Raw genomic sequence first — 19,218 nt, 5'->3', positions numbered from 1 at the left:
GGTCTCGATACGCCCCTGCGGGGCTACTCGACCAGCATGCGGCGGGGAGCGTTGCGATGTGAGGTCCGCCCATCGGGGGGTAGGAGTTCATGCTGATCGAGTAGCCCGCGGAGCGGGCGTATCGAGATCCACCACCGTCAGGAGTCGGGTCTGCAGAGCCGGCCTGCTGAGCGGCGATTCTCGAGACGCCCCTGGCGGGGCTACTCGGCCAGCAGGGAGCGCGGGGCGCGCAGCTGCGCGAGCGGGCCGTCGTGCAGGGGCTCCGTCTCCCAGTGCGCCGTGAAGGTGCCGGCGGTGGGGTCGAGCGCGAGGTGCAGGCGGTGCGGCGTCTCGAGGAAGAGCACGTCGACCAGGAGGGCCCCGCCCTCGCCGGAGTCGGCGCTCGCCGCGAACGCGTCCGTGACGGTCCACTCGCCGGAGCCGGGGGCGAGCAGCAGCCGCTCCTCGCCCTCGATCAGCGCGAGGGACCAGCCGGCCGCGTCGCCCGCGATCTCCAGCGCGGTCAGCGAGCGGATCGCCGACCCGGCCGCGGGCGAGAAGCGCCCGGGCTCCGGCGCCGTGGGCAGCGCAGGGAGCGGCGCGAGCCCGAGCGAGCCGAGGCGCGCGAGCAGTCGCGCGTCGGCCTCGACGGTCGAGCCGCGGCCGACCGCCGGCAGCAGGTGCTCCCAGACCGCGGCGAGGAGTGCGCCCGTGTCGGTGCTCTGCCCGGTGATCGCGACGACGAGGTCGTGCTCGGGCAGGATCAGGCTGAACTGCCCGTAGGCGCCGTCGGCCCGGTAGCCGTGCAGCGAGCGCCAGAACTGGAAGCCGTAGCCCTGCTTCCAGTCGGGGGAGTCGGCCGGGGGAGTGGCGACGTGGGCGGTCGACGCCTCGGCGACCCACTCCGGCGAGAGGATCGCCGCGTCACCCCAGCGCCCGTCCTGGAGGTAGAGCTGCCCGAGGGCGGCGGCCGCCTCCGTCGTCGTGTGCATCCCGCTGTAGCCGATCTCGCGTTCCGAGGCGTCGCGGATCCAGGCGACCTCGCCGATCCCGAGCGGGTCGAGCAGGCGCGGGCGGAGGTACTCGGTCAGCGGCAGGCCGCTCACCCGATGGACGATCGCGGCGGCGGCGAAGGTGCAGGGCTGGTTGTAGGCGAAGACGCTGCCCGGCTCCTGCTCCGGCGGCAGCAGCAGGAAGCCGCGGACCATGTCCACGGGATCGAGCTCGCGCGCCCGGTCGATGGTCTCGGCGGAGTGACCGCTCGCCATCGCGAGGACGTCGCGGACGCGGATCGCCCGTGACCGCGGATCCGTGATCTCGGCGTTCAGCTCCGGGAAGAAGGAGAGGACGGTCGCATCGAGGTCGACGAGGCCCTCGCCCACCGCGAGGCCGACCGCCGCGGCGGTGAAGCTCTTGCTCAGCGAGTAGAGCAGGTGCAGCCGCTCGGCGGAGTACGGCGCCCACCACCCCTCGGCGACCACTGCCCCGGCGTGCACGACCATCAGGCCGTGCAGCTCGACGCCGGGAGCGGCCTCGATCGCGTCGAGCAGGTCGAGGACGCCACCGGCGTCGAGTTCGTGGGCGGAGGGGGAGCTTCTCGGCAGTGAGCGCGTCATGCCTCGATGCTACGCAGGCGTGCTCCCGGCCGAGGCGGGGCCGCTGCCGCCGAACGGTCTCGTCGTCAGCGGCCATGGCCCCAGGGTCGTGTCAGCCCGCTGCCGGTCCCGTCGGCAGGGTGAGGGTGCCGGTGAAGGGGGTGGAGTAGCGGGTGCCGAGGGGGGTGGTGCCGGAGAAGGTGCGGCTGAAGGTGATGCTCCCGGCGTCGAGGTCGGCCTGGGTGACCTCGGCTCGGACCTGGTAGTAGGGCGCGGGCTGGCCAGGGGCGAGGGCCATGCTCGTGTCGTTGATGTTGCGGAGTTCGACGTCGCCGCTGTTCATGGGGTAGGCGATCCAGGCGATCCGGGTGCCGACCTTGACGGCTTCGCCGTTCTTCAGTTCGAGGTGCCCCTCGAACTCTCCGGAGAGCCTGGGGCGCTCGGCGGGAGCGGGCAGGGCCAGCGTGCCGGTGACGGCACCGGAGGTGTAGCGGGTGCCGGCGAGGGTGGTGGCGTCGTAGGTCTTGCTGACGCTGACGGTGCCGGCGTCGAGGTCGGCCTGGGTGACCTGGCTCCTCCAGGAGAACTGGTCGGTGGTCTCGCCGGGGGCGAGAGCCACGTCGATGCCGTCGATGGTGCTCAGCTCGATGTCGCCCGTGTTGGCGAGCTCGGCGGTCCAGGTGATCCAGGTGCCGGCGGTGACGGGTTCACCGTCCTTCGTGTCGAGGACGCCGGTGAAGTGCCCGTCGATGCCGGGGTGCTGGACCGGGAGGGTGAGGGATCCGGTGATGGTTCGGGAGTTGTACGGGGTGCCGTCGGGGGTGGTGGCGGAGAGGGTAGCGGCGAAGGTGGCGGTGCCGGCGTCGATCTCTTCCCGGGTGAGCTTGGTCTGCCAGTAGCCGTTGGTGGCGGTCTGGCCGGGGGCGAGGTCGGTGTCGGTGCCGTTGAGGTTGTTGAGGGTGACGTCGCCGGTGTTGGTGGCCTCGATGTGCCAGGTGATCGTGGTGCTGGTGGTGGCGGGTTCGCCGTCCTTCTTGTCGAGGGTGCCGACGAGGCGTGCGCTGACGCCGGGGTGCTCGACGGGGAGGGCGAGGGAGCCGTGGAGGGTGGGGGAGTTGTAGGGGGTGCCGTCGGGGGTGGTGGCGGAGAGGTTGGCGGCGAAGGTGGCGGTGTGGGCGTTGATCTCTTCCTGGGTGAGCTTGGTCTGCCAGAAGAGGTGGGTGGTGGTCTCGCCGGGAGCGAGGTCGGTGTGGCTGCCGTTCAAGTCCTTGAGGGTGACGTCGCCGGTGTTGGTGGCCTCGATGTGCCAGGTGATCGTGGTGCTGGTGCTGGCGGGTTCGCCGTCCTTCTTGTCGAGGGTGCCGACGAGGCGTGCGTTGACGCCGGGGTGCTGGACCGGGACGGGCGCGGGCGACGGGGTCGCAGTGTGCGCGGTGACGGTCGCCGTCCCCGGCGACGCCTCGTCGGCGTGCGCGGCGGTCGCGGCGCCGCCGAGGAGGACGAGGGACAGCGCTGCCGAGACCGTCATGTCGAGGGCTCGTGCGGTGTGACGGCGGCCGGAGGTGGATCTGGGGGAACTGTGTCGCGGGGTCATGGCGCTCCTTGACGTGAGGGTGAACAGAGGATGTGAAACATTGTCACATCCGTTGTTCACCCGGATCGCGTCCGTCGTTCCCTGTGGCGCGAGACGCGCCTCTCAGTCGGCCGAGGTGGGGAACGGGCCGAGGTCGAGCAGGAAGCGCAGGATCTCGCCGGCCGGGGCGCGGACGGCGGGGCCGGAGCCGAGCGACCAGGAGGCGTCCGTCGGCACGAGGGAGCTGCCGCGGGCCGCGGCGCGGATGGCCAGCGGTGCGCGGAGGGAGCGGTCGAGCGCGACGGCGCCGGACACCTTCTCGGGGAGCACGGTCTCGGGGGCGAGGGCGAGCTCGACCCGGACGGCCTCGATCAGCTCGGCGACGCCGGAGGGACCGCGGCCGGCGCGGCGGGCGGTGGCGAGGGCGGTGAGCGCCGCCGGCAGCGCTGCCGGGGCGGGGGGATCGGCGGCCTCGCGAGCGCCGAGGCGGGAGGCGAGCCGCTGCGTCGTGCTGCTGGAGAGCCGCACGACGAGGGCGCCGAGAAGAGGGGTGGAGACGGCACTGGCCGCCCCGCCCTCCGCGAAGGAGGGGGAGGCGGCCAGGACGGCGAGCCGGTCGAGCCGATCCGCGACGAGCGGGCGCCAGTCGTTGCTGACCCCCGACTCGTCGACCGAGGCTCCGGAGCTGAGCGGCAGGAACCGCGACCAGTCGGCCACGACCGGAGCGGCTAGCGTCCGCCGGAGCGGCGCTTGTTGTAGACGTCGAAGGCGACCGCGAGCAGGAGCACGAGGCCCTTGACCGCCTGCTGCCACTCGATGCCGATGCCCATGATCGACATGCCGTTGTTCAGGACGCCGATGATCAGACCACCGAGGATCGCGCCGCCGATGGTGCCGACGCCGCCCTGGACGGCCGCGCCACCGATGAACGCGGCCGAGATGGCCTCGAGCTCGAAGCCGTCGCCGGCCTTCGGGCCCGCCAGGTTGAGGCGGGCGGTGAAGACGAGGCCGGCCAGCGCCGCGAGGACGCCCATGTTGACGAACAGCCAGAAGGTGACGTTGCGCGTCTTGATGCCCGAGAGCTCCGCGGCGTGCAGGTTTCCGCCGATGGCGTAGACGTGGCGGCCGAAGACCGAGCGGTTCATCACGACGCCGTAGACGAGGACGAGGACGGCCAGGACGATCAGGGTCACCGGGATGCCCTTGAACGACGAGAGCGCGAAGGCGAACGCGGCGACGACGACAGCGATGAGGACGAGCTTGGTGACGAACCAGGCGCCGGGCTCGACACCCTGGTTGTACTTCTGGCGGCCGCGGCGGGTGCGCACCGACTGCACGGTGAACGCGACGATCGCGAGCGCGCCGACGCCGAGCGACAGCGGGTCGAGACCGGTGGTCTCGCCGAACAGGTCGGTGAGGAAGCCGTTGCCCAGGGCGCGGTACTCGATCGGGAAGGAGCCGATGTTCGCGTTACCGAGGACGACGAGCGCCAGGCCGCGGAAGATCAGCATGCCCGCCAGGGTCACGATGAACGCGGGTATCCCCACGAACGCGATCCAGAAGCCCTGCCAGGCGCCCACCAGAGCTCCGATGAGCAGCGAGAGCACGATCGAGACGAACCACGGCAGGCCCATGTTGACGGCGAAGACACCGGACATGGCGCCGACGAACGCGGCGATCGAGCCGACCGAGAGGTCGATGTGCCCGGCCACGATGACCATCACCATGCCGATGGCGAGGATGAGGATGTAGCCGTTCTGGACGATCAGGTTCGAGATGTTCTGCGGACGCAGGAGGATCCCGTTGGTCATGATCTGGAACAGCAGCACCACCACGATCAGGGCGATGAAGATGCCGTTCTTGCCCAGGTCGCCCAGCACGTGGCTGAGGCGCTTGGTGAACGCGTTCTCGGTGGGGTTCACCTGCGCTCCCGCCGCCGTCGGCGGGGTGTTCTGCAGATCGGTCATCGTTGCTTCTCCTGGGTCATGAGGGTGAGGACGGCCTCGGGCGTGGCCTCGGCGATGGGCAGCTCGCCCGTGATGCGGCCCTCCGACAGCGCGTAGACGCGGTCGCAGATGCCGAGCAGCTCGGGCAGCTCGGAGGAGATGACGATGATCCCCTTACCCTCCGCCGCGAGCTTGTTGATGATGGTGTAGATCTCGTACTTCGCACCCACGTCGATGCCGCGGGTGGGCTCGTCGAGGATCAGGACGTCCGGGTCGGAGTAGATCCACTTCGACAGGACGACCTTCTGCTGGTTGCCGCCGGAGAGCTTCCCGGTCTTGGCGAGCACGGTCGGCGACTTGATGTTCATGCTGCCGCGGTACTCGTTGGCGACCTCGAACTCGCGGTTGTCGTCGACGAGTCCGGCGCTGGACACCTTGGGCAGCGACGCGAGCGAGATGTTCCGCTTGATGTCGTCGATCAGGTTCAGGCCGTAGTGCTTGCGGTCCTCGGTGGCGTAGGCGAGGCCGTGGGCGATCGCCTCCGACACGTTGCGCATCTTGATCTCCTTGCCGGCCTTGAAGACCTGGCCGGAGATGCGGCTGCCGTAGGAGCGGCCGAAGAGGCTCATCGCGAACTCGGTGCGGCCGGCGCCCATCAGGCCCGCGATGCCGACGATCTCGCCGCGGTGCACGGTGAGGTTCACCTTGTCGACCATGACGCGGGTCGGGTCCTGCGGGTGGTGCGCGGTCCAGTCGACGACGCGGAGGATCTCCTCGCCGATGTGCGGCGTGTGGTCCGGGTAGCGGTGGTCGAGGTCGCGGCCGACCATGTCCTTGATGATCCGGTCTTCCGTCACGTCGTCGTGCGCGATCGTCTCGATCGTCTTGCCGTCCCGGATGACCGTGACGGTGTCGGCGATCTTCTTGATCTCGTTGAGCTTGTGGCTGATGATCAGCGAGGTGATGCCCTGCTCCTTGAGGTGCAGGATCAGGTCGAGCAGGTGATCGGAGTCCTCGTCGTTGAGCGCCGCGGTGGGCTCGTCGAGGATGAGCAGCTTGACCCGCTTGGAGAGCGCCTTGGCGATCTCGACGAGCTGCTGCTTGCCGACTCCGATGTCCTGGATCTTGGTGGTGGGGTTCTCCTTCAGGCCGACCCGGGCGAGCAGCGAGGCCGCCTCCTGGTTGGTCTTGTTCCAGTCGATCAGACCGGCGAAGCCGCGGACCTCGTTGCCGAGGAAGATGTTCTCCGCGATGGAGAGGTAGGGGCTGAGGGCCAGCTCCTGGTGGATGATGACGATGCCCTTCGCCTCCGAGTCGCGGATGCTGGCGAACTGCATCACCTCGTCCTCGAAGACGATGTCGCCCTCGTACGTGCCGTGCGGGTACACGCCCGACAGCACCTTCATCAGCGTCGACTTGCCGGCGCCGTTCTCTCCGCAGATCGCGTGGACTTCGCCGCGCTCGGCGTTCAGCGTGACGTCCTGGAGCGCCTTCACGCCCGGGAACGTCTTGGTGATGCCGCGCATCTCGAGGATGTTCGTGGTCACGCGTGCCTCCCTTCCTTCGTAGTGGGGGAGGGCGCCCGATGGGCGCCCTCCCGGGGTAGTGCTGACTTCAGTGGAGGCGGTGCTTAGCCGTTGACCTCGGCGTCGGTGTAGTAGCCGCCGTCGACCAGCACGGACTGGATCTGGTCCTTGGTGACGATGACCGGCTCGAGCAGGAAGGACGGGACGACCTTCTCGCCGTTGTCGTAGGTCTCGGTGTCGTTGACCTCGGGCTCGGTGCCCTCGAGGACGGCCTGCGCCATGAGCACGGCCTCCTTGGCGAGCTCGCGGGTGTCCTTGTAGATGGTCGCGTACTGCTCACCCGAGATGATCGCCTTGACCGAGTCGAGCTCGGCGTCCTGACCGGTGATGATCGGGAAGTCGGTGCCCACGGTGTAGCCGGCGTCCGTCAGCGCGGAGATGATGCCGCGGCTGAGGCCGTCGTAGGGCGAGAGGACGCCCTGGATCTTCGAGCCGTCGGAGTACGTCTTGGTGATGATGTCCTCCATGCGGCTCTGGGCGACCTCGGGGTCCCAGCGCAGCGTGGCGACGGTGTTGAACTCGGTCTCGCCCGACTTCACGACGAGGGTGCCCGCGTCGATGAACGGCTTGAGGGTGTCCATCGCGCCGTTGAAGAAGAACGTGGCGTTGTTGTCGTCGGGGCTGCCGGCGAAGAGCTCGATGTTGAAGGGGCCGGCCGGGGCGCTCGCCGCGGCGGTGCCCTCGAGGTCGGTCAGGCCGAGGCCCGCGAGGAGCGAGGTGGCCTGCTGCACGCCGACCTTGTAGTTGTCGAACGTGGCGTAGTAGTCGACGTTCGGCGAGTCGCGGATGAGGCGGTCGTAGGCGATGACGGGGATGTCGTTGGCCTTGGCCTCCTCCAGCACGCTGGTGAGGGTGGTGCCGTCGATCGAGGCGACGATCAGGGCCTTGGCGCCCTTGGTGATCATGTTCTCGAGCTGCGAGACCTGGGTGGGGATGTCGTCCTCGGCGTACTGCAGGTCGACCTGGTAGCCGGCGTCCTCGAGCTGCGACTTGACGTTGTTGCCGTCGGCGATCCAGCGCTCGGAGGACTTGGTCGGCATCGCGACGCCGACGAGGCCGCCGTCGCCCGAGCCGGAGCCCGAGTCGCCGGAGCCGCTCGAGCAGGCCGCGAGGGAGAGGATCATCGCGCCGCCGGCGAGGCCGGCGATGAGAGCGCGCTTCATTGTGGTCACTGTGATTCCTTCGTCATTGAATGCAGCGGGTGCTGGGCTGCCGCGGGGTGCCAGCGGCGGCGGGACGCTCATGTGAGCGATCACATGGAGTGATGCTAGACCCGCTGGCGGCAATCGTGCCACCACGGATGTCTCGACTCGATAACGGCGCGGATCATCGGTGCGCCGCGCGCACGACGGCCGCGAGCGACCGGGGAACGGCGGTGGAGCCGCGGACCATCAGCTGCGGGTCGATCGGCGGAGACGCCTCGGGACGCTCGCCCTCGATCAGGCTCAGCAGCGTGGCCACGCAGCGTCGGCCGAGCTCGGCGAAGTCCTGCCGCACGCTCGTCAGCGGCGGCCAGTAGTAGGCGGCCTCGGGGATGTCGTCGAAGCCGATGACGCTGACGTCCTCCGGGACGCGGATCCCGCGCTCGTGGAACGCGCTCATCACGCCCAGCGCCATCTGGTCGTTGGCGGCGAAGACCGCGGTGACGTCGAGGAGGCGGCTGAGCTCGAGCCCGACGTGGTGGCCGCGCTCGGCGCTCCAGTCGCCGAGGATCGGCGGGCGCAGCGGCAGGTTCCGGTCGCCGAGCTCGACGAGGTACCCGCGCATCCTGGCCTCGGCCTCGATCCAGTCCTGCGGACCGGACAGGTGCACGATCTCGGTGTGGCCGAGCTCGATCAGGTGCGCGGTCGCCATCCGCGCGCCGGCCATCTGGTCGACGTAGAGCGCGTCGCCGCGCTCGGCGTCGGTGGTCTGCAGGGTGACGTTCGGGATCCGCAGGGCGACGCCGGAGAGGATGTCGAAGACGCGGATCTGCGGGGCGATGACCACGAGACCCTCGACCGCCTGGTTGAGCAGGTGCCGGATCCCGGCCTGGATGGAATCGCCGTCGGTGCCGTCGACGTTGGCCGTGACGACGAGGTAGCCGGCGTCGCGGGCGGCGACCTCGATGGCCTGGATGCTCGACGCGGGGCCGAACTGGAGGCTCTGCGAGGAGAGCACGCCGATGGTGCGGGTGCGGCTGGTGACCAGCGCGCGGGCGGCGAGGTTGGGGCGGTAGTCGAGCTCGGCCATCACGCCGAGCACGCGCTTCTTCGTCTCCGCGCGCAGGCTCGGGTGGTCGTTGAGCACCCGGGAGACGGTCTGGTGCGACACTCCGGCGGCGCGGGCGACGTCGTAGATGCTCGGGGCCCGCGGCGCGGGCTTGTCTTCCGGCATCGGGCACCGTGGCTTCCTGTGATCGGGCGGCGCTTCGTCGCAGGGACGCGGGTGCCGCTGCGATGCGGGGCCCGCCCGTCCGCGGGCGCGTGTGAGCACACCTTACGTCTCCCGCGGGGCGGAACCGCTCTCAGGGGGACGCGGGGGTGCGCGGGGCTCCGGCTCGTGGAACGGGGGCGGGCACGTCGGATCGCGGGGTTCCGGCGTGCCGGGGGTTGTTCCGCGTGCCGGAGGTGGGCGGGCGGAGGTTCGGCTCGTGGAACGGAGTCGGGCTCGTCGGATCGCGGGGTATCCGCGTGCCGGGGGTGGTTTCGCGTGCCGGAGGTGGGGCGGGCGGAGGTTCGGCTCGCGGGCTGGGGTCGGGCTCGCCGGATCGCGGCGTTCCGGCGTGCCGGGGGTGGTTTCGCGTGCCGGAGGTGGGGCGGGCGGAGGTTCGGCTCGTGGGATGGGGTCGGGCTCGCGGGATCGCGGGGTTGCGGCGTGCCGGGGGTGGTTTCGCGTGCCGGAGGTGGGGCGGGCGGAGGTTCGGCTCGTGGAACGGAGTCGAGCTCGTCGGATCGCGGGGTATCCGCGTGCCGGAGGGGGTTCCGCGTGCCGGAGGTGGGGCGGGCGGAGGCTCAGGCGGGCGGGGTCGGCGCGTCGTCCGGGCTGGTGCCGGGGGCGGCATGGCGGCCGCGGGTGGCGAGCGCGCCCTCGCTGATGCGCAGGACGCGGTCGGCCGAGGCCTGGACGGAGGCGTCGTGGGTGGCGATCAGGGCGGTCGCCGACTCGGCGTGCACGACCGCGCGGATGAGGTCCATGATCGCTGCGCCGGTCGCCGCGTCGAGCTGGCCGGTCGGCTCGTCCGCGATCAGGAGCCGGGGCGAGGCGGCGAGGGCGCGGGCGATCGCGACGCGCTGCTGCTGGCCTCCCGAGAGCTCGCCCGGCCGGGAGCGGCCGCGGCCGGCGAGGCCGACCAGGTCGAGGAGGTGGGCGACGCGCTCGTCCCGGCGGGCCGGCTCCTCGCGGCGCAGGCGCAGCGGGAGGCCGACGTTCTCGGCGATCGTCAGGTGCGGCAGGAGTCCGAAGGTCTGGAAGACGAAGGCCAGGGAGTCGCGGCGCAGGCGTGTGCGGGCCGCCTCGTCGAGGCCGGTGACCGGCTCGCCGTCGAGCAGGACGGTGCCGGAGGTGGGCACGTCGAGGCCGCTGATGCAGTTGAGCAGCGTCGTCTTGCCGGAGCCGGAGCGGCCGGAGAGCGCGACGATCTGGCCGCGCGGGATCCGGAAGGAGACGTCGCGGAGGGCCGTCACGTCGCCGGCCGGGGTGCGGAAGGTGCGGGTGAGGGACTCGACCACGAGCACGTCGGTCATCGCGGGGGCTCCTCGGTGTCCGCGTCCGGTCCGCGGTGCTCGGGCCAGACGCCCACGTGGTCGCCCTCGAGCGTCAGCCGCACCCGGTCCTCGAGCCTCAGCGCGTCGCGGTACTCGGCGGGCAGCTGCAGCCGGCCGACCCGGTCGAGGACGGCGAACTCCTCCTCCGAGGTGGTGGTGCCGCCGCTCGCGTCGAGCTCGTCGCGGCGGAGGGTCTCGGAGGAGATCCGGCCGTCGCGGATGGCGACCGCGCGCTGCACCTGGCCGGCGACGGTGGGGTCGTGGGTGACGATCAGGATCGTGCAGCCGAGCGACTCGTTCACCGCGCGGAGGGCGGCGAAGACCTCGTCGCCGGTGCGGGCGTCGAGCTGGCCGGTCGGCTCGTCCGCGAGCAGGACGCGGGGCGAGCCTGCCAGGGCGACGGCGATGGAGACGCGCTGCTGCTCGCCGCCGGAGAGCGCGGCCGGCCGGCGGTCGGCCTTCTCGGCCAGGCCGAGCATCCCGAGCAGCTCGTGGGCCTTCGCCGCCCGCTCGCGCCGGCCGCGACCGGCCAGGGCGAGCGGCAGGGCGACGTTCTCGGCGGCGGTGAGCGCGGGCAGCAGGTTCTTCGCGGACTGCTGGCGGACGAAGCCGACGCTCGAGCGGCGGTAGCGGACCAGCTCGGCGCCGCGGAGGGCGGAGAGGTCGTGGCCGTCGAGGCGGGCGCGGCCGGCGGTGGGAGCGTCGAGTCCGGAGAGGATGCCGAGCAGGGTCGACTTGCCGGAGCCGGACGCACCGACGATCGCCAGGACCTCGCCCGCGCCGACGAGCAGGTCGAGGCCCTGCAGCGCCTGCACCTCGACGCCGCCGGCCCGGAAGACGCGGACGAGGGCGTCGCAGACGATCAGCGCCTCGCCGCCGAACTCGCCGGTGCGCGACTGGAGCAGAGTGCTGGTGGGGCCGGGCGCGCCGGCAGCTGCTGATCCGGGTGCGCCACCGGGGAGGTCCGCTCTCGGCGTCCTTCCTGCGCTGCTGGTGCTCATGATTCCTCTCCGGATCTCAGGATGTCGGCTGTGCGCACGCGGCGCGAGAGCGGGGCGTCGACCGCGAGGGCGAGCGCGAGGGCCGCGGCGGCCGCGCCGAGCAGGCCGAGGGGCAGCGGCCAGGGGATCGAGAGGGCCGCGTCGCCGCCGACGAGGGTCTCCACGCCGAAGGCCGGCCAGGCCGCGGCGAGGACGACAGCCGCGGCGATCGCTCCGCCGACCACTCCGCTCAGCACCGCCGGGACCAGCTCGCCGGCCGCCAGGACGAGCCGCGCGCGACCGGGGACGCCGAGCGCGCTGAGCAGGGCGAGGGTCCCGCCGCGCCGGCGTGCGCCGAGGACCGTCGTGACCAGGAGGGCGAGGACGGCGAGCGCGGCGGTGGCCAGGAGAGAGAGCCCGGTCGCGTCCGCGACGCCGGCGACGAGGGCGGAGTCACGCTGCCGTTCCAGCACCTCGGGGCGGACGATCGTGCCATTCGGAAGGGTCGTGCGATCGACGTCGCCGACGGCGAGGACCGTGCCGGGCGGTGCGGGGGCGTCGCCGCCCGCGGCGGTGACGGCGGCGGCCAGCGCCTCGCGATCGACCACGAGGACGGACCTGTCGATCCAGTCCGGGCGCGTCATCGGCTCGCCGGTGACCACGGCGCGCAGCAGCACGTCGTCCACCACCAGGCCGAACGGCTCGGTGCCGAGAGAGGCGGTCAGCCGCGCGTCGGCCAAGACGGGCACCGGTTCGGCGGGGCCGGTGGCGACCAGGGCGCGGACGGCCTCGGCGGAGGCGTGCTGCGGCTGGTCGTCGGGCAGCGCGGCGAGCAGGTCGGCGTAGTCGTCGTCGACGCTGAGCACGGTCGCGCTGAGGGCGGCGGTGGGGCTGCGGACCTCCACGGAGTCGAGGGTGCCGATCGCGGCGGTGACTGCGCCGCCATCGGCGAGGCTCGCGGCGAGCGCTGAGCCGTCGGCGGCGTCGTCGACCCGGACGTCCGCCCCGACGGTGCGCCAGGACAGCGCCTCCTGACCCGCCGCGACCGTCTGCAGCAGCACCAGGGAGGTGAGGGCGGCGCTCGCGGCGAGCACGAGGGTCGCGAGGGTGAGCACCGAGCGGCCCTCCTGGGCTCCGGCACCGGCGAGCAGCGGACCGGGTCCGCGTGTGCCGCCGGCCGCGCGGCGCAGCGGGGCGAGCAGGGCAGTCGGCAGCGGCGCCAGCGCCAGCGCGATCACCGCCGCGCAGAGCACGGGGGCGACGAGGGCGAGCGGGTCGAGGCCGGTGCCGCTCGCGCGCGCCCCGCCGCGCAGCGCTGCGACCGCGGCGACGGCCAGCGCCAGGAGGAGGCCGGCCCCCGCGAGGCGCAGGACGCGAGCCCGGCGCGGCGGGCGGAGCAGCGGGCGCAGCACCGCGACGACGGGCGCGGCGACGAGGACGGCGGCGACGGCGATCAGCAGGCCCGGCGACTCCGGCGGGGCACCGAGGGCGGTGGCGGTCGCGAGCCCGAGCGCGGTGCCGAGGGCGGTGACGATCAGCGCCTCGAGGCCCGCGTGGCTCCCGAGCAGGCCGAGGGAGGCGCCGTGCGAGCGCAGCAGCGCGATCTCGGGCCGCCGCCGCCGGGCGAGCGCGGTGCCGGCGAGACCGGTGACCAGCACCGCGACGCCGAGCAGCCCGGCGGCGAGGGTGGACAGCTGCGCGGTGGCGGCCGCGGCGGCGGGCGGGAGAGCGGCGAGGGCCTCCTCGTAGCCGGACTCCGCGGCGACGCTCAGCGGAGCGCCCTCGGTGAGCGTCGAGGTCGAGGCCTCGAGCGCGTCGATCTCGCGGCGCACGGTCTCGGTCCGCGCCAGGTCGAAGCGCGCGGGATCGACGCTCACGCGGATCGTGCCGACGGCCGGCTCCTGCAGGCGCAGGCCGATCCGGTCGAAGACGACGGGACTCGTGAGGGCGACGACGACGGGCTGAGGCTCGCCGCCGCTGCTGCCGGAGGTGCCGGGCTGCCAGAGGCCGGGCAGATCGGTCCATGCAGCGGCGGAGGGGTCGACGGGCTCGACGACGCCGGTGATGCGGAGCGAGGGGCCGCCGCCGCGGGAGGCGCCCTCGATCGCGTCGCCCACCGAGAGCCCGGCGGCGGCGGCGCTCGCCGAGGAGACGACGACCGGGGCGGGGTCGCCCGGGTCCTCCGTGGCCGGCAGCTCGCCGGCGACCAGCCGGATGCCGTCGGCGGCCGCCGGATCCAGGACGCCGACGCGGACGACGGCGTCGCCGGCGGGGATCCGCGCGGGCTCCTCCGGACCGAGGATCGCGGTGTCGATGCTCCGGACGACGTCGAGGAGCGGCGCGGGCAGGCGCTCGGGGAGCTCGTCGGCGAGGGCGAGCAGGCGCTCGGAGGTGGTGGTGTCGTAGCCGGAGACGTCGGCGACGGTGCTCAGGAGGCGGAGGTCGGCGTCGCTCCCGGCTGCGCTGACCGCCTCGACCGCGGCGGCGTCGAGGGTGGTGCGCAGCTGGTGCGGCACGGCGACCGCGAGGGCGGCGGTCAGGGCGGTGAGCACGAGGATCCCGAGCAGGGCGACGAGGTCGCGACGCGCACGGCGGGCGATCAGGAAGGCGGCGGCGCCGACGGCGCGGAGGCCGTCGGTGCGGCGGGCTGGGGAGGGGGCGGCGGTGGCCTGCGCCGGGCGGGCGGCGGCGCTCGGGCGCCCGGACGCGGTCATCCGTCCGCCCCCTGCCGGAGCAGCTCGGACAGCGGCAGGCGCCGCTGGGCGAGGGCAAGGGCCGCCGAGACGGCGGCGAGGGCGAGCAGCAGGGCCAGCGGCAGGAGCGAGACGGCCTGCCACGGCACCACCAGCTCGACCGGGCGGCCGCTCGCGCCCGCGGCGAGGCGGCTGCCGGTGAGCGCCAGCACGGCCCAGCCGCCGGCCAGTCCGACGAGCACGCCGGCCAGCGCGGTCGCGGCGGTGTCGGCCGAGAGGACGGCGAGCATCCCGCGCCGGGAGAGCCCGATCGCCCGCAGCTGCGCCGCCTCGAGGCGTCGCGCGCGGGCGACCGCGGCGGCCCGGGCCGAGAAGCCGGCGAGCGCGAGCAGCAGGCTCGCCCAGACGACGACCGCGGAGGCGGCGGGGATCTCGGCGCGCAGCGGCGCCTCCTGCATCAGGCGGGCGAGGTCGGCGGCGGTGACGGTCTCGGGCTCGTCCGCGGTGGTCGCGCCCGCCGCGTCCGGCGCCTGTGCCGACCAGTACTCGTCCACCAGGCTGCCGAAGGCGTCGGCCTGCACCAGCCGGTGCGCGAGCGCGCGGCCATCGACCACGATCGTCGAGTCGGATCGCGGGCTGGACGGCAGCCCGGCCGCGAGCGACGCCAGATCGTCGGAGGTCGCGGCTCCCGGCACCTCCGGAGTGTCGCCGACCATGCGCAGCGAGACCGGGGTGCCCGCGACGAAAGCGGTGACCGCGGCCCCCGCCAGGACGTCGAGGTCGTCGGCGAGCGCCTCGGGCAGGACAGCGCCGACCGGCTCCTCCGGGTCCCAGCCGACGGCGCCGTAGGTGGTCGGCGCGGAGGAGAGCTGGGTCAGGATCGAGAGGCGCACCCCGGTCGCGGTGACCGCGACCTCGGGCGGTCGGCGGCCGGTGTCCTGGCGCGAGCCGGCCCACTCGGCGGCGTCGGTCAGCGCGAGCGGGACAGGCGTGTCCGAGCCCGCGGACAGCGTGGCGAGCGACTCGAGCCAGACGTCGACGGTGACGAAGGTGTCCGTCTCGACGTCGCGCAGTGTCGCGGTGAGGGCGACGAGGCGGAGCGACGCGGCCGGGTCGATCGCTCCCTCCGCGGTGGCCAGCGGCACCGGCTCGGTCGGCGAGGTCAGCGCGCCGAGCGGCAGGATGTCGATCCGCCCGCGCTCGTCCTCCACGGCGGCCGACACCTGCACCTCGAGCCCCTCCGGCGCGTCGAGGGCGGCGAGCAGCTGGAGCCCGGTGGTCCCGGCGGGCAGGGCGGGGCCGGTGTCGACGCGGTCCTCGACGCGCAGCTCCCCGGCGATGTCGGCGCCGCCCGCGTGGGGGACCGGACCCGATCCCGCGCCGAGCAGCTGCCGGGCGCGGGCGTCGAGGGCGAGGATCTGCGCCGCCGCGCCGGGTCCCTCGCTCGCGAGACCGGGCGGGGTCTCCTTCGCCACCAGGCTCTGCCGGCGGAGCACGGGCGCGCCGTCGGCCGAGACCGACGACCGGGCGGGGGCGCCGAGGGCGACCGCGGCCTCGTCGCGGACGCCCTGCTGCCAGGTCGCGCTCGCACCGAGCGCCACGACCGAGGCGCCGACGGTGAGCGCGACGAGCACGATGCCGGTCGAGCGGCCGCTCCCGCGTGCGGCGAACCAGCCGGCCAGCGGAGCGACGGCGCCGCGGGAGCGGACGGCGAGGGCTGCGACCGGCCGCGCGCACAGCTCCGCCAGCCGCGCGCCGACCACGGCGATCGCGCCGAGCAGCAGCGCGGGGGTGAGAGTGAGCAGGAGGTCGCCGCGCTCGGTGCCGCCGGTCGCCGCGCGCCAGACCAGCACGGCCGCGACGACGACGAGGATCGTCTGGCCGGCCGCGGCGAGCGGGCCCTTGCCTGCGGCCGGCGCGGGCGGCAGGGCGACGAGGACGCCGACGACGAGCGCCACCGCGGCGGCGCAGAGCAGGGCGGCGGCGTCCGGCAGCACCCAGCGGGGGAGGCCCGCGGCGTCGAGCGGCGGCGCGGAGACGACCAGCGCGTGCAGCAGGACACCGCCCCACGGGCTGAGCGCGGCGATCACCCCGGCGACCGCGAGGCCGTCGACGGCCACCGCGCCGATCCGCTGCAGGGGCGTCGCGCCGCGCTCGCGCAGCCGCTCGATCTCCTCGCGGCGCGCCTCGGCGAGCAGCCCGGTGACGGCGCGGGCGCAGACGATCAGCACGACGGCCAGCAGCAGCGCGACGACCAGGGCCGCGGCGCGGGAGCCGGCGAGGCCGTCAGCCACGTCGTCGAGGGCGGCGGGCAGCTCGGTGTCGACGAACAGCGAGCCGTTCTGATGCGGGACGGCGCGGGCGATCTCGAGGTCCGCGTCCCCGGCGGCGGCGCGCAGCTCGGCGAGGCCCTCGACTCCGGTGCTCGGGAACTCCGGGCTCTCGACCGCCTCCAGCTGGGCGGCGACGAGGCCGGAGGCGTCCAGTCCGCCCGGCGCGGTGATCAGCGGACCGACGGCGTGGACGGGGTTGTAGAAGGAGCGGTTCGGCTCGGGGAAGTCCTGCGCGTCGCCCTGGGCGAGCAGCGGGTCGTTCTCCCAGTACGTCGCGGAGTCGCGCGACGCGGAGTAGAGGCCGTCGATCCGGAGGGGGGCTTCGTCGCCGAGGGTGATCGTGTCGCCGACGGTGAGACCCAGGGAGCGGGCGGCGATCTCGGGAAGGGCGACGCCGGGGGCGGCCGTCGGCCAGGCGCCCGCGGTGAGGACGGCGTCGGTGGCCGGGTCGTCGAGCTCGACGAGATAGGAGTAGACGCCCTCCGCGGTCGTCGCCCACTCGGAGCTCGCCCAGCCGCTGCTCGTCCAGGCGACGCCGCCGCCGTAGGCCTCGCGGGTCGCGGTGTCGGCGGCCGCCCGCGCATCCGCGACGGTGCCGCCCGGGCCGAGGACGCGGACGGTGACGTCGACCCGCTCCGAGCCGAGAGAGGTCAGCGCTCCGCTGACGCCGGCCTGCTCGGAGGAGCGGACGAGCAGGAGCGCGCCGCAGAGCACGGAGCCGGCGAGGACCGCGACGGCGAGGACGAGCGCGAAGAGCCGCGAGTGGCTCCGCCAGCGGCGCGCAGCGAGCGACCCCGCCCAGGCGGGCAGCGAGCCGGACGCGGTGACGACCGTGCACCTCCATCGGTGAAGCTGCGGACAGGACCGCGTGCCGAGTCTAGGGCGGCGGTTCGGCCGCGGGGGAGCGCGGGGCCCGTCGTTCTGCGGCGCCGAGCGCGGCGTGCGCCGGGGCGACCTCCGGCTCGCGGAACGCCGTCCGGCTCGCGGAATCGCGGGAGTTCGGCGTGCCGGGGGTGTTCTCGCGTGCCGGAGGTGTGCGGGTCGGAGCTTCGGCTCGCGGAACGGCCTCGGCCTCGTCGTTTCGCAGCGTTTCGGCGTGCCGGAGGTTCTTCTGCGTGCCGGAGGCGGCGGCCCGGAGGTCCGGCTCGCGGAACGGAGTCAGGCTCGCGGAATCGCGCGGATCCTGCGTGCCGGAGGTGCTTCCGCGTGCCGGAGGTGGGCGGTGGGCCGGGGAGCGGGGGAGCGGCGTTGGGCGGGATGGTAGGCGCTCGGCAGCGGGATGGCCAGCACCTCGCCAGCGGAGCGGGGGCGGACCGACGATGGAGGGGCAGGCGGGACGCGCACCGGCGCACGACCGGCGCGACGGCTCGCCCCATCAGCACCGCTCCGCATCACCGCGGGCACCGACGAGAGGACGGACGATGGGCTTCTGGGGACAGGACGACGACGAATCGCGCGGCACGCGCCCGATCGACGAGCCACTGGGCGAGCTGGAGCTCGTGCACGAGTTCACCGAGGGCCCGATGCCGACGGGTGTGAGCGTGTCGCACACCGGCCGGATCTTCGTGAACTTCCCGAAGTGGGGCGACGAGGTGCCGGCGACGGTCGTGGAGCTGCGGGACGGCGTCGCGGTGCCGTTCCCGGACGAGGCGTGGAACTCGCCCGACGGAGACGACGACGCGGAGGCGCTGGTCTCGGTGCAGAGCATCGTGGTCGATCCGGCCGACCGGCTGTGGATCCTGGACACGGGCAGCCCGCTGTTCCAGCCGACGAAGCGCGGCGGGCCGAAGCTCGTCTGCGTCGACCTGGCGACGGACACGGTCGAGAAGGTGATCGTCCTCGAGTCGGACGTCGCGCTGCCGACGACCTACCTGAACGACATCCGCTTCGATCTGCGGCGCGGGATCGCCTACATCACCGACTCCGCCGATTCGGGGCCGAACGGGATCATCGTCGTGGATCTCGAGTCCGGCACTGGCTGGCGCCGCCTGCACGAGCACCCCAGCACCAAGGCACTGACGCCGCCCGAGCTCGTGCCGATGGCCGAGGGGCGGGTGCTGATGAAGCGGCCGGCCGACGGTGACCCCGAGCCCGTGACGATGGGCGCGGACGGCATCGCGATCTCGGCCGACGGCGAGCGGCTCTGGTACTGCCCGCTCGCCTCGCGGCGCTGGTACAGCGTGGCGACCGACGCGCTCGTCGACCGCGGCGTCTCCGACGAGGACGTCGCCGCGACGGTCGTCGACGAGGGCGACAAGGGCGGCGGGGCGGACGGACTCGAGACGGACGACCGGGGTCGCTTCTACGCGACGAGCTACGAGAACAACGCGATCGTGCGCCGCCGCACCGACGGCACCATCGAGACCCTCGTGCACGACGAGCGCCTGCTCTGGCCCGACACGATGTCGCTCGCGACCGACGGGCACCTCTACGTCACCGCCAACCAGCTGCACCGGCAGGCCGACTACCAGGGCGGGACGGACCTGCGGACCTACCCGTACTCGCTGTTCCGCCTCGCCATCGACGCGGGGCCGGTGCTGCTGCGCTGAAGCGGCGATGCGTGCCGGTCGCGGAGTGGTCCGCGCCGGTCGGAACATGCTGGTCGAGCAGCCGTCCGCAGGACGGCGTATCGAGCGGCGTAGCCGCTTCGCGTCTCGGTGGTGAGCGAAAGGGACGCCGCTGCGCCGCGTCATGCTGGTCGAGTAGCCCCGCCAGGGGCGTATCGAGACCCGCCGTCACCAGCAGGGCGGGTCTGCAGACTCAGGTGCAGACGGTGGTGGATCTCGA

12 protein-coding genes are annotated in these 19,218 nt (G+C 73.6%); 1 reads left to right on the top strand and 11 read right to left on the bottom strand.

Going from position 1 to position 19,218, the window contains the following annotated elements:
- Window positions 1-200 precede the first annotated feature (200 nt).
- From EDF22_RS12575 to EDF22_RS12525, 11 genes are all read right to left on the bottom strand, one after another.
- Entirely contained in the window at window positions 201-1,595 is a 1,395-nt protein-coding gene (locus EDF22_RS12575; protein ID WP_123705246.1) for a serine hydrolase, read from the bottom strand.
- 91 nt (window positions 1,596-1,686) lie between these two features.
- Window positions 1,687-3,102, bottom strand: a complete 1,416-nt coding sequence (locus EDF22_RS12570) for a hypothetical protein (protein WP_123705245.1) — start codon at window positions 3,100-3,102, stop codon at window positions 1,687-1,689.
- Between the two features lie 168 nt (window positions 3,103-3,270).
- Window positions 3,271-3,864, bottom strand: a complete 594-nt coding sequence (locus tag EDF22_RS12565) for a hypothetical protein (protein WP_123705244.1) — start codon at window positions 3,862-3,864, stop codon at window positions 3,271-3,273.
- Window positions 3,865-3,875: 11 nt separating this feature from the next.
- A complete protein-coding gene (mmsB, locus tag EDF22_RS12560) occupies window positions 3,876-5,114 on the bottom strand; it encodes a multiple monosaccharide ABC transporter permease (protein WP_123447756.1) in 1,239 nt (412 codons plus the stop codon).
- Complete coding sequence (gene mmsA, locus EDF22_RS12555; RefSeq protein ID WP_123705243.1) at window positions 5,111-6,640, bottom strand: multiple monosaccharide ABC transporter ATP-binding protein; 1,530 nt, start codon at window positions 6,638-6,640, stop codon at window positions 5,111-5,113. The genes mmsB and mmsA overlap by 4 nt, the downstream gene beginning before the upstream one ends.
- Before the next feature lie 83 nt (window positions 6,641-6,723).
- On the bottom strand, window positions 6,724-7,842 hold the full coding sequence (gene chvE, locus EDF22_RS12550; protein WP_123705242.1) for a multiple monosaccharide ABC transporter substrate-binding protein: 1,119 nt from the start codon (window positions 7,840-7,842) through the stop codon (window positions 6,724-6,726).
- Between the two features lie 163 nt (window positions 7,843-8,005).
- Window positions 8,006-9,055: a LacI family DNA-binding transcriptional regulator gene (locus EDF22_RS12545; RefSeq protein ID WP_123705241.1), complete on the bottom strand. Its 1,050-nt coding sequence runs from the start codon at window positions 9,053-9,055 to the stop codon at window positions 8,006-8,008.
- A 617-nt stretch (window positions 9,056-9,672) separates the two neighbouring features.
- On the bottom strand, window positions 9,673-10,404 hold the full coding sequence (locus tag EDF22_RS12540; RefSeq protein ID WP_123705240.1) for an ABC transporter ATP-binding protein: 732 nt from the start codon (window positions 10,402-10,404) through the stop codon (window positions 9,673-9,675).
- Window positions 10,401-11,426, bottom strand: coding sequence for an ABC transporter ATP-binding protein (locus EDF22_RS12535; RefSeq protein ID WP_123705239.1), 1,026 nt, complete (start codon window positions 11,424-11,426; stop codon window positions 10,401-10,403). The genes EDF22_RS12540 and EDF22_RS12535 overlap by 4 nt, the downstream gene beginning before the upstream one ends.
- Complete coding sequence (locus EDF22_RS12530; RefSeq protein ID WP_123705238.1) at window positions 11,423-14,119, bottom strand: ABC transporter permease; 2,697 nt, start codon at window positions 14,117-14,119, stop codon at window positions 11,423-11,425. Before EDF22_RS12530 ends, EDF22_RS12535 begins: the two co-directional genes overlap by 4 nt.
- Complete coding sequence (locus EDF22_RS12525) at window positions 14,116-17,145, bottom strand: ABC transporter permease (protein WP_123705237.1); 3,030 nt, start codon at window positions 17,143-17,145, stop codon at window positions 14,116-14,118. Before EDF22_RS12525 ends, EDF22_RS12530 begins: the two co-directional genes overlap by 4 nt.
- 707 nt (window positions 17,146-17,852) lie before the next feature.
- Between EDF22_RS12525 and EDF22_RS12515 the strand changes: the two genes are divergently transcribed.
- Window positions 17,853-18,980 (top strand): L-dopachrome tautomerase-related protein, encoded by a 1,128-nt coding sequence (locus tag EDF22_RS12515; protein WP_123705236.1) that lies wholly within the window; start codon window positions 17,853-17,855, stop codon window positions 18,978-18,980.
- Window positions 18,981-19,218 lie beyond the last annotated feature (238 nt).

This window comes from Rathayibacter sp. PhB127 (assembly GCF_003751665.1).
Classification (GTDB): domain Bacteria; phylum Actinomycetota; class Actinomycetes; order Actinomycetales; family Microbacteriaceae; genus Rathayibacter; species Rathayibacter festucae.
The sequence above is the reverse complement of the archived record's forward strand: the minus strand, read 5'-3'. Positions and strand labels throughout refer to the sequence as shown.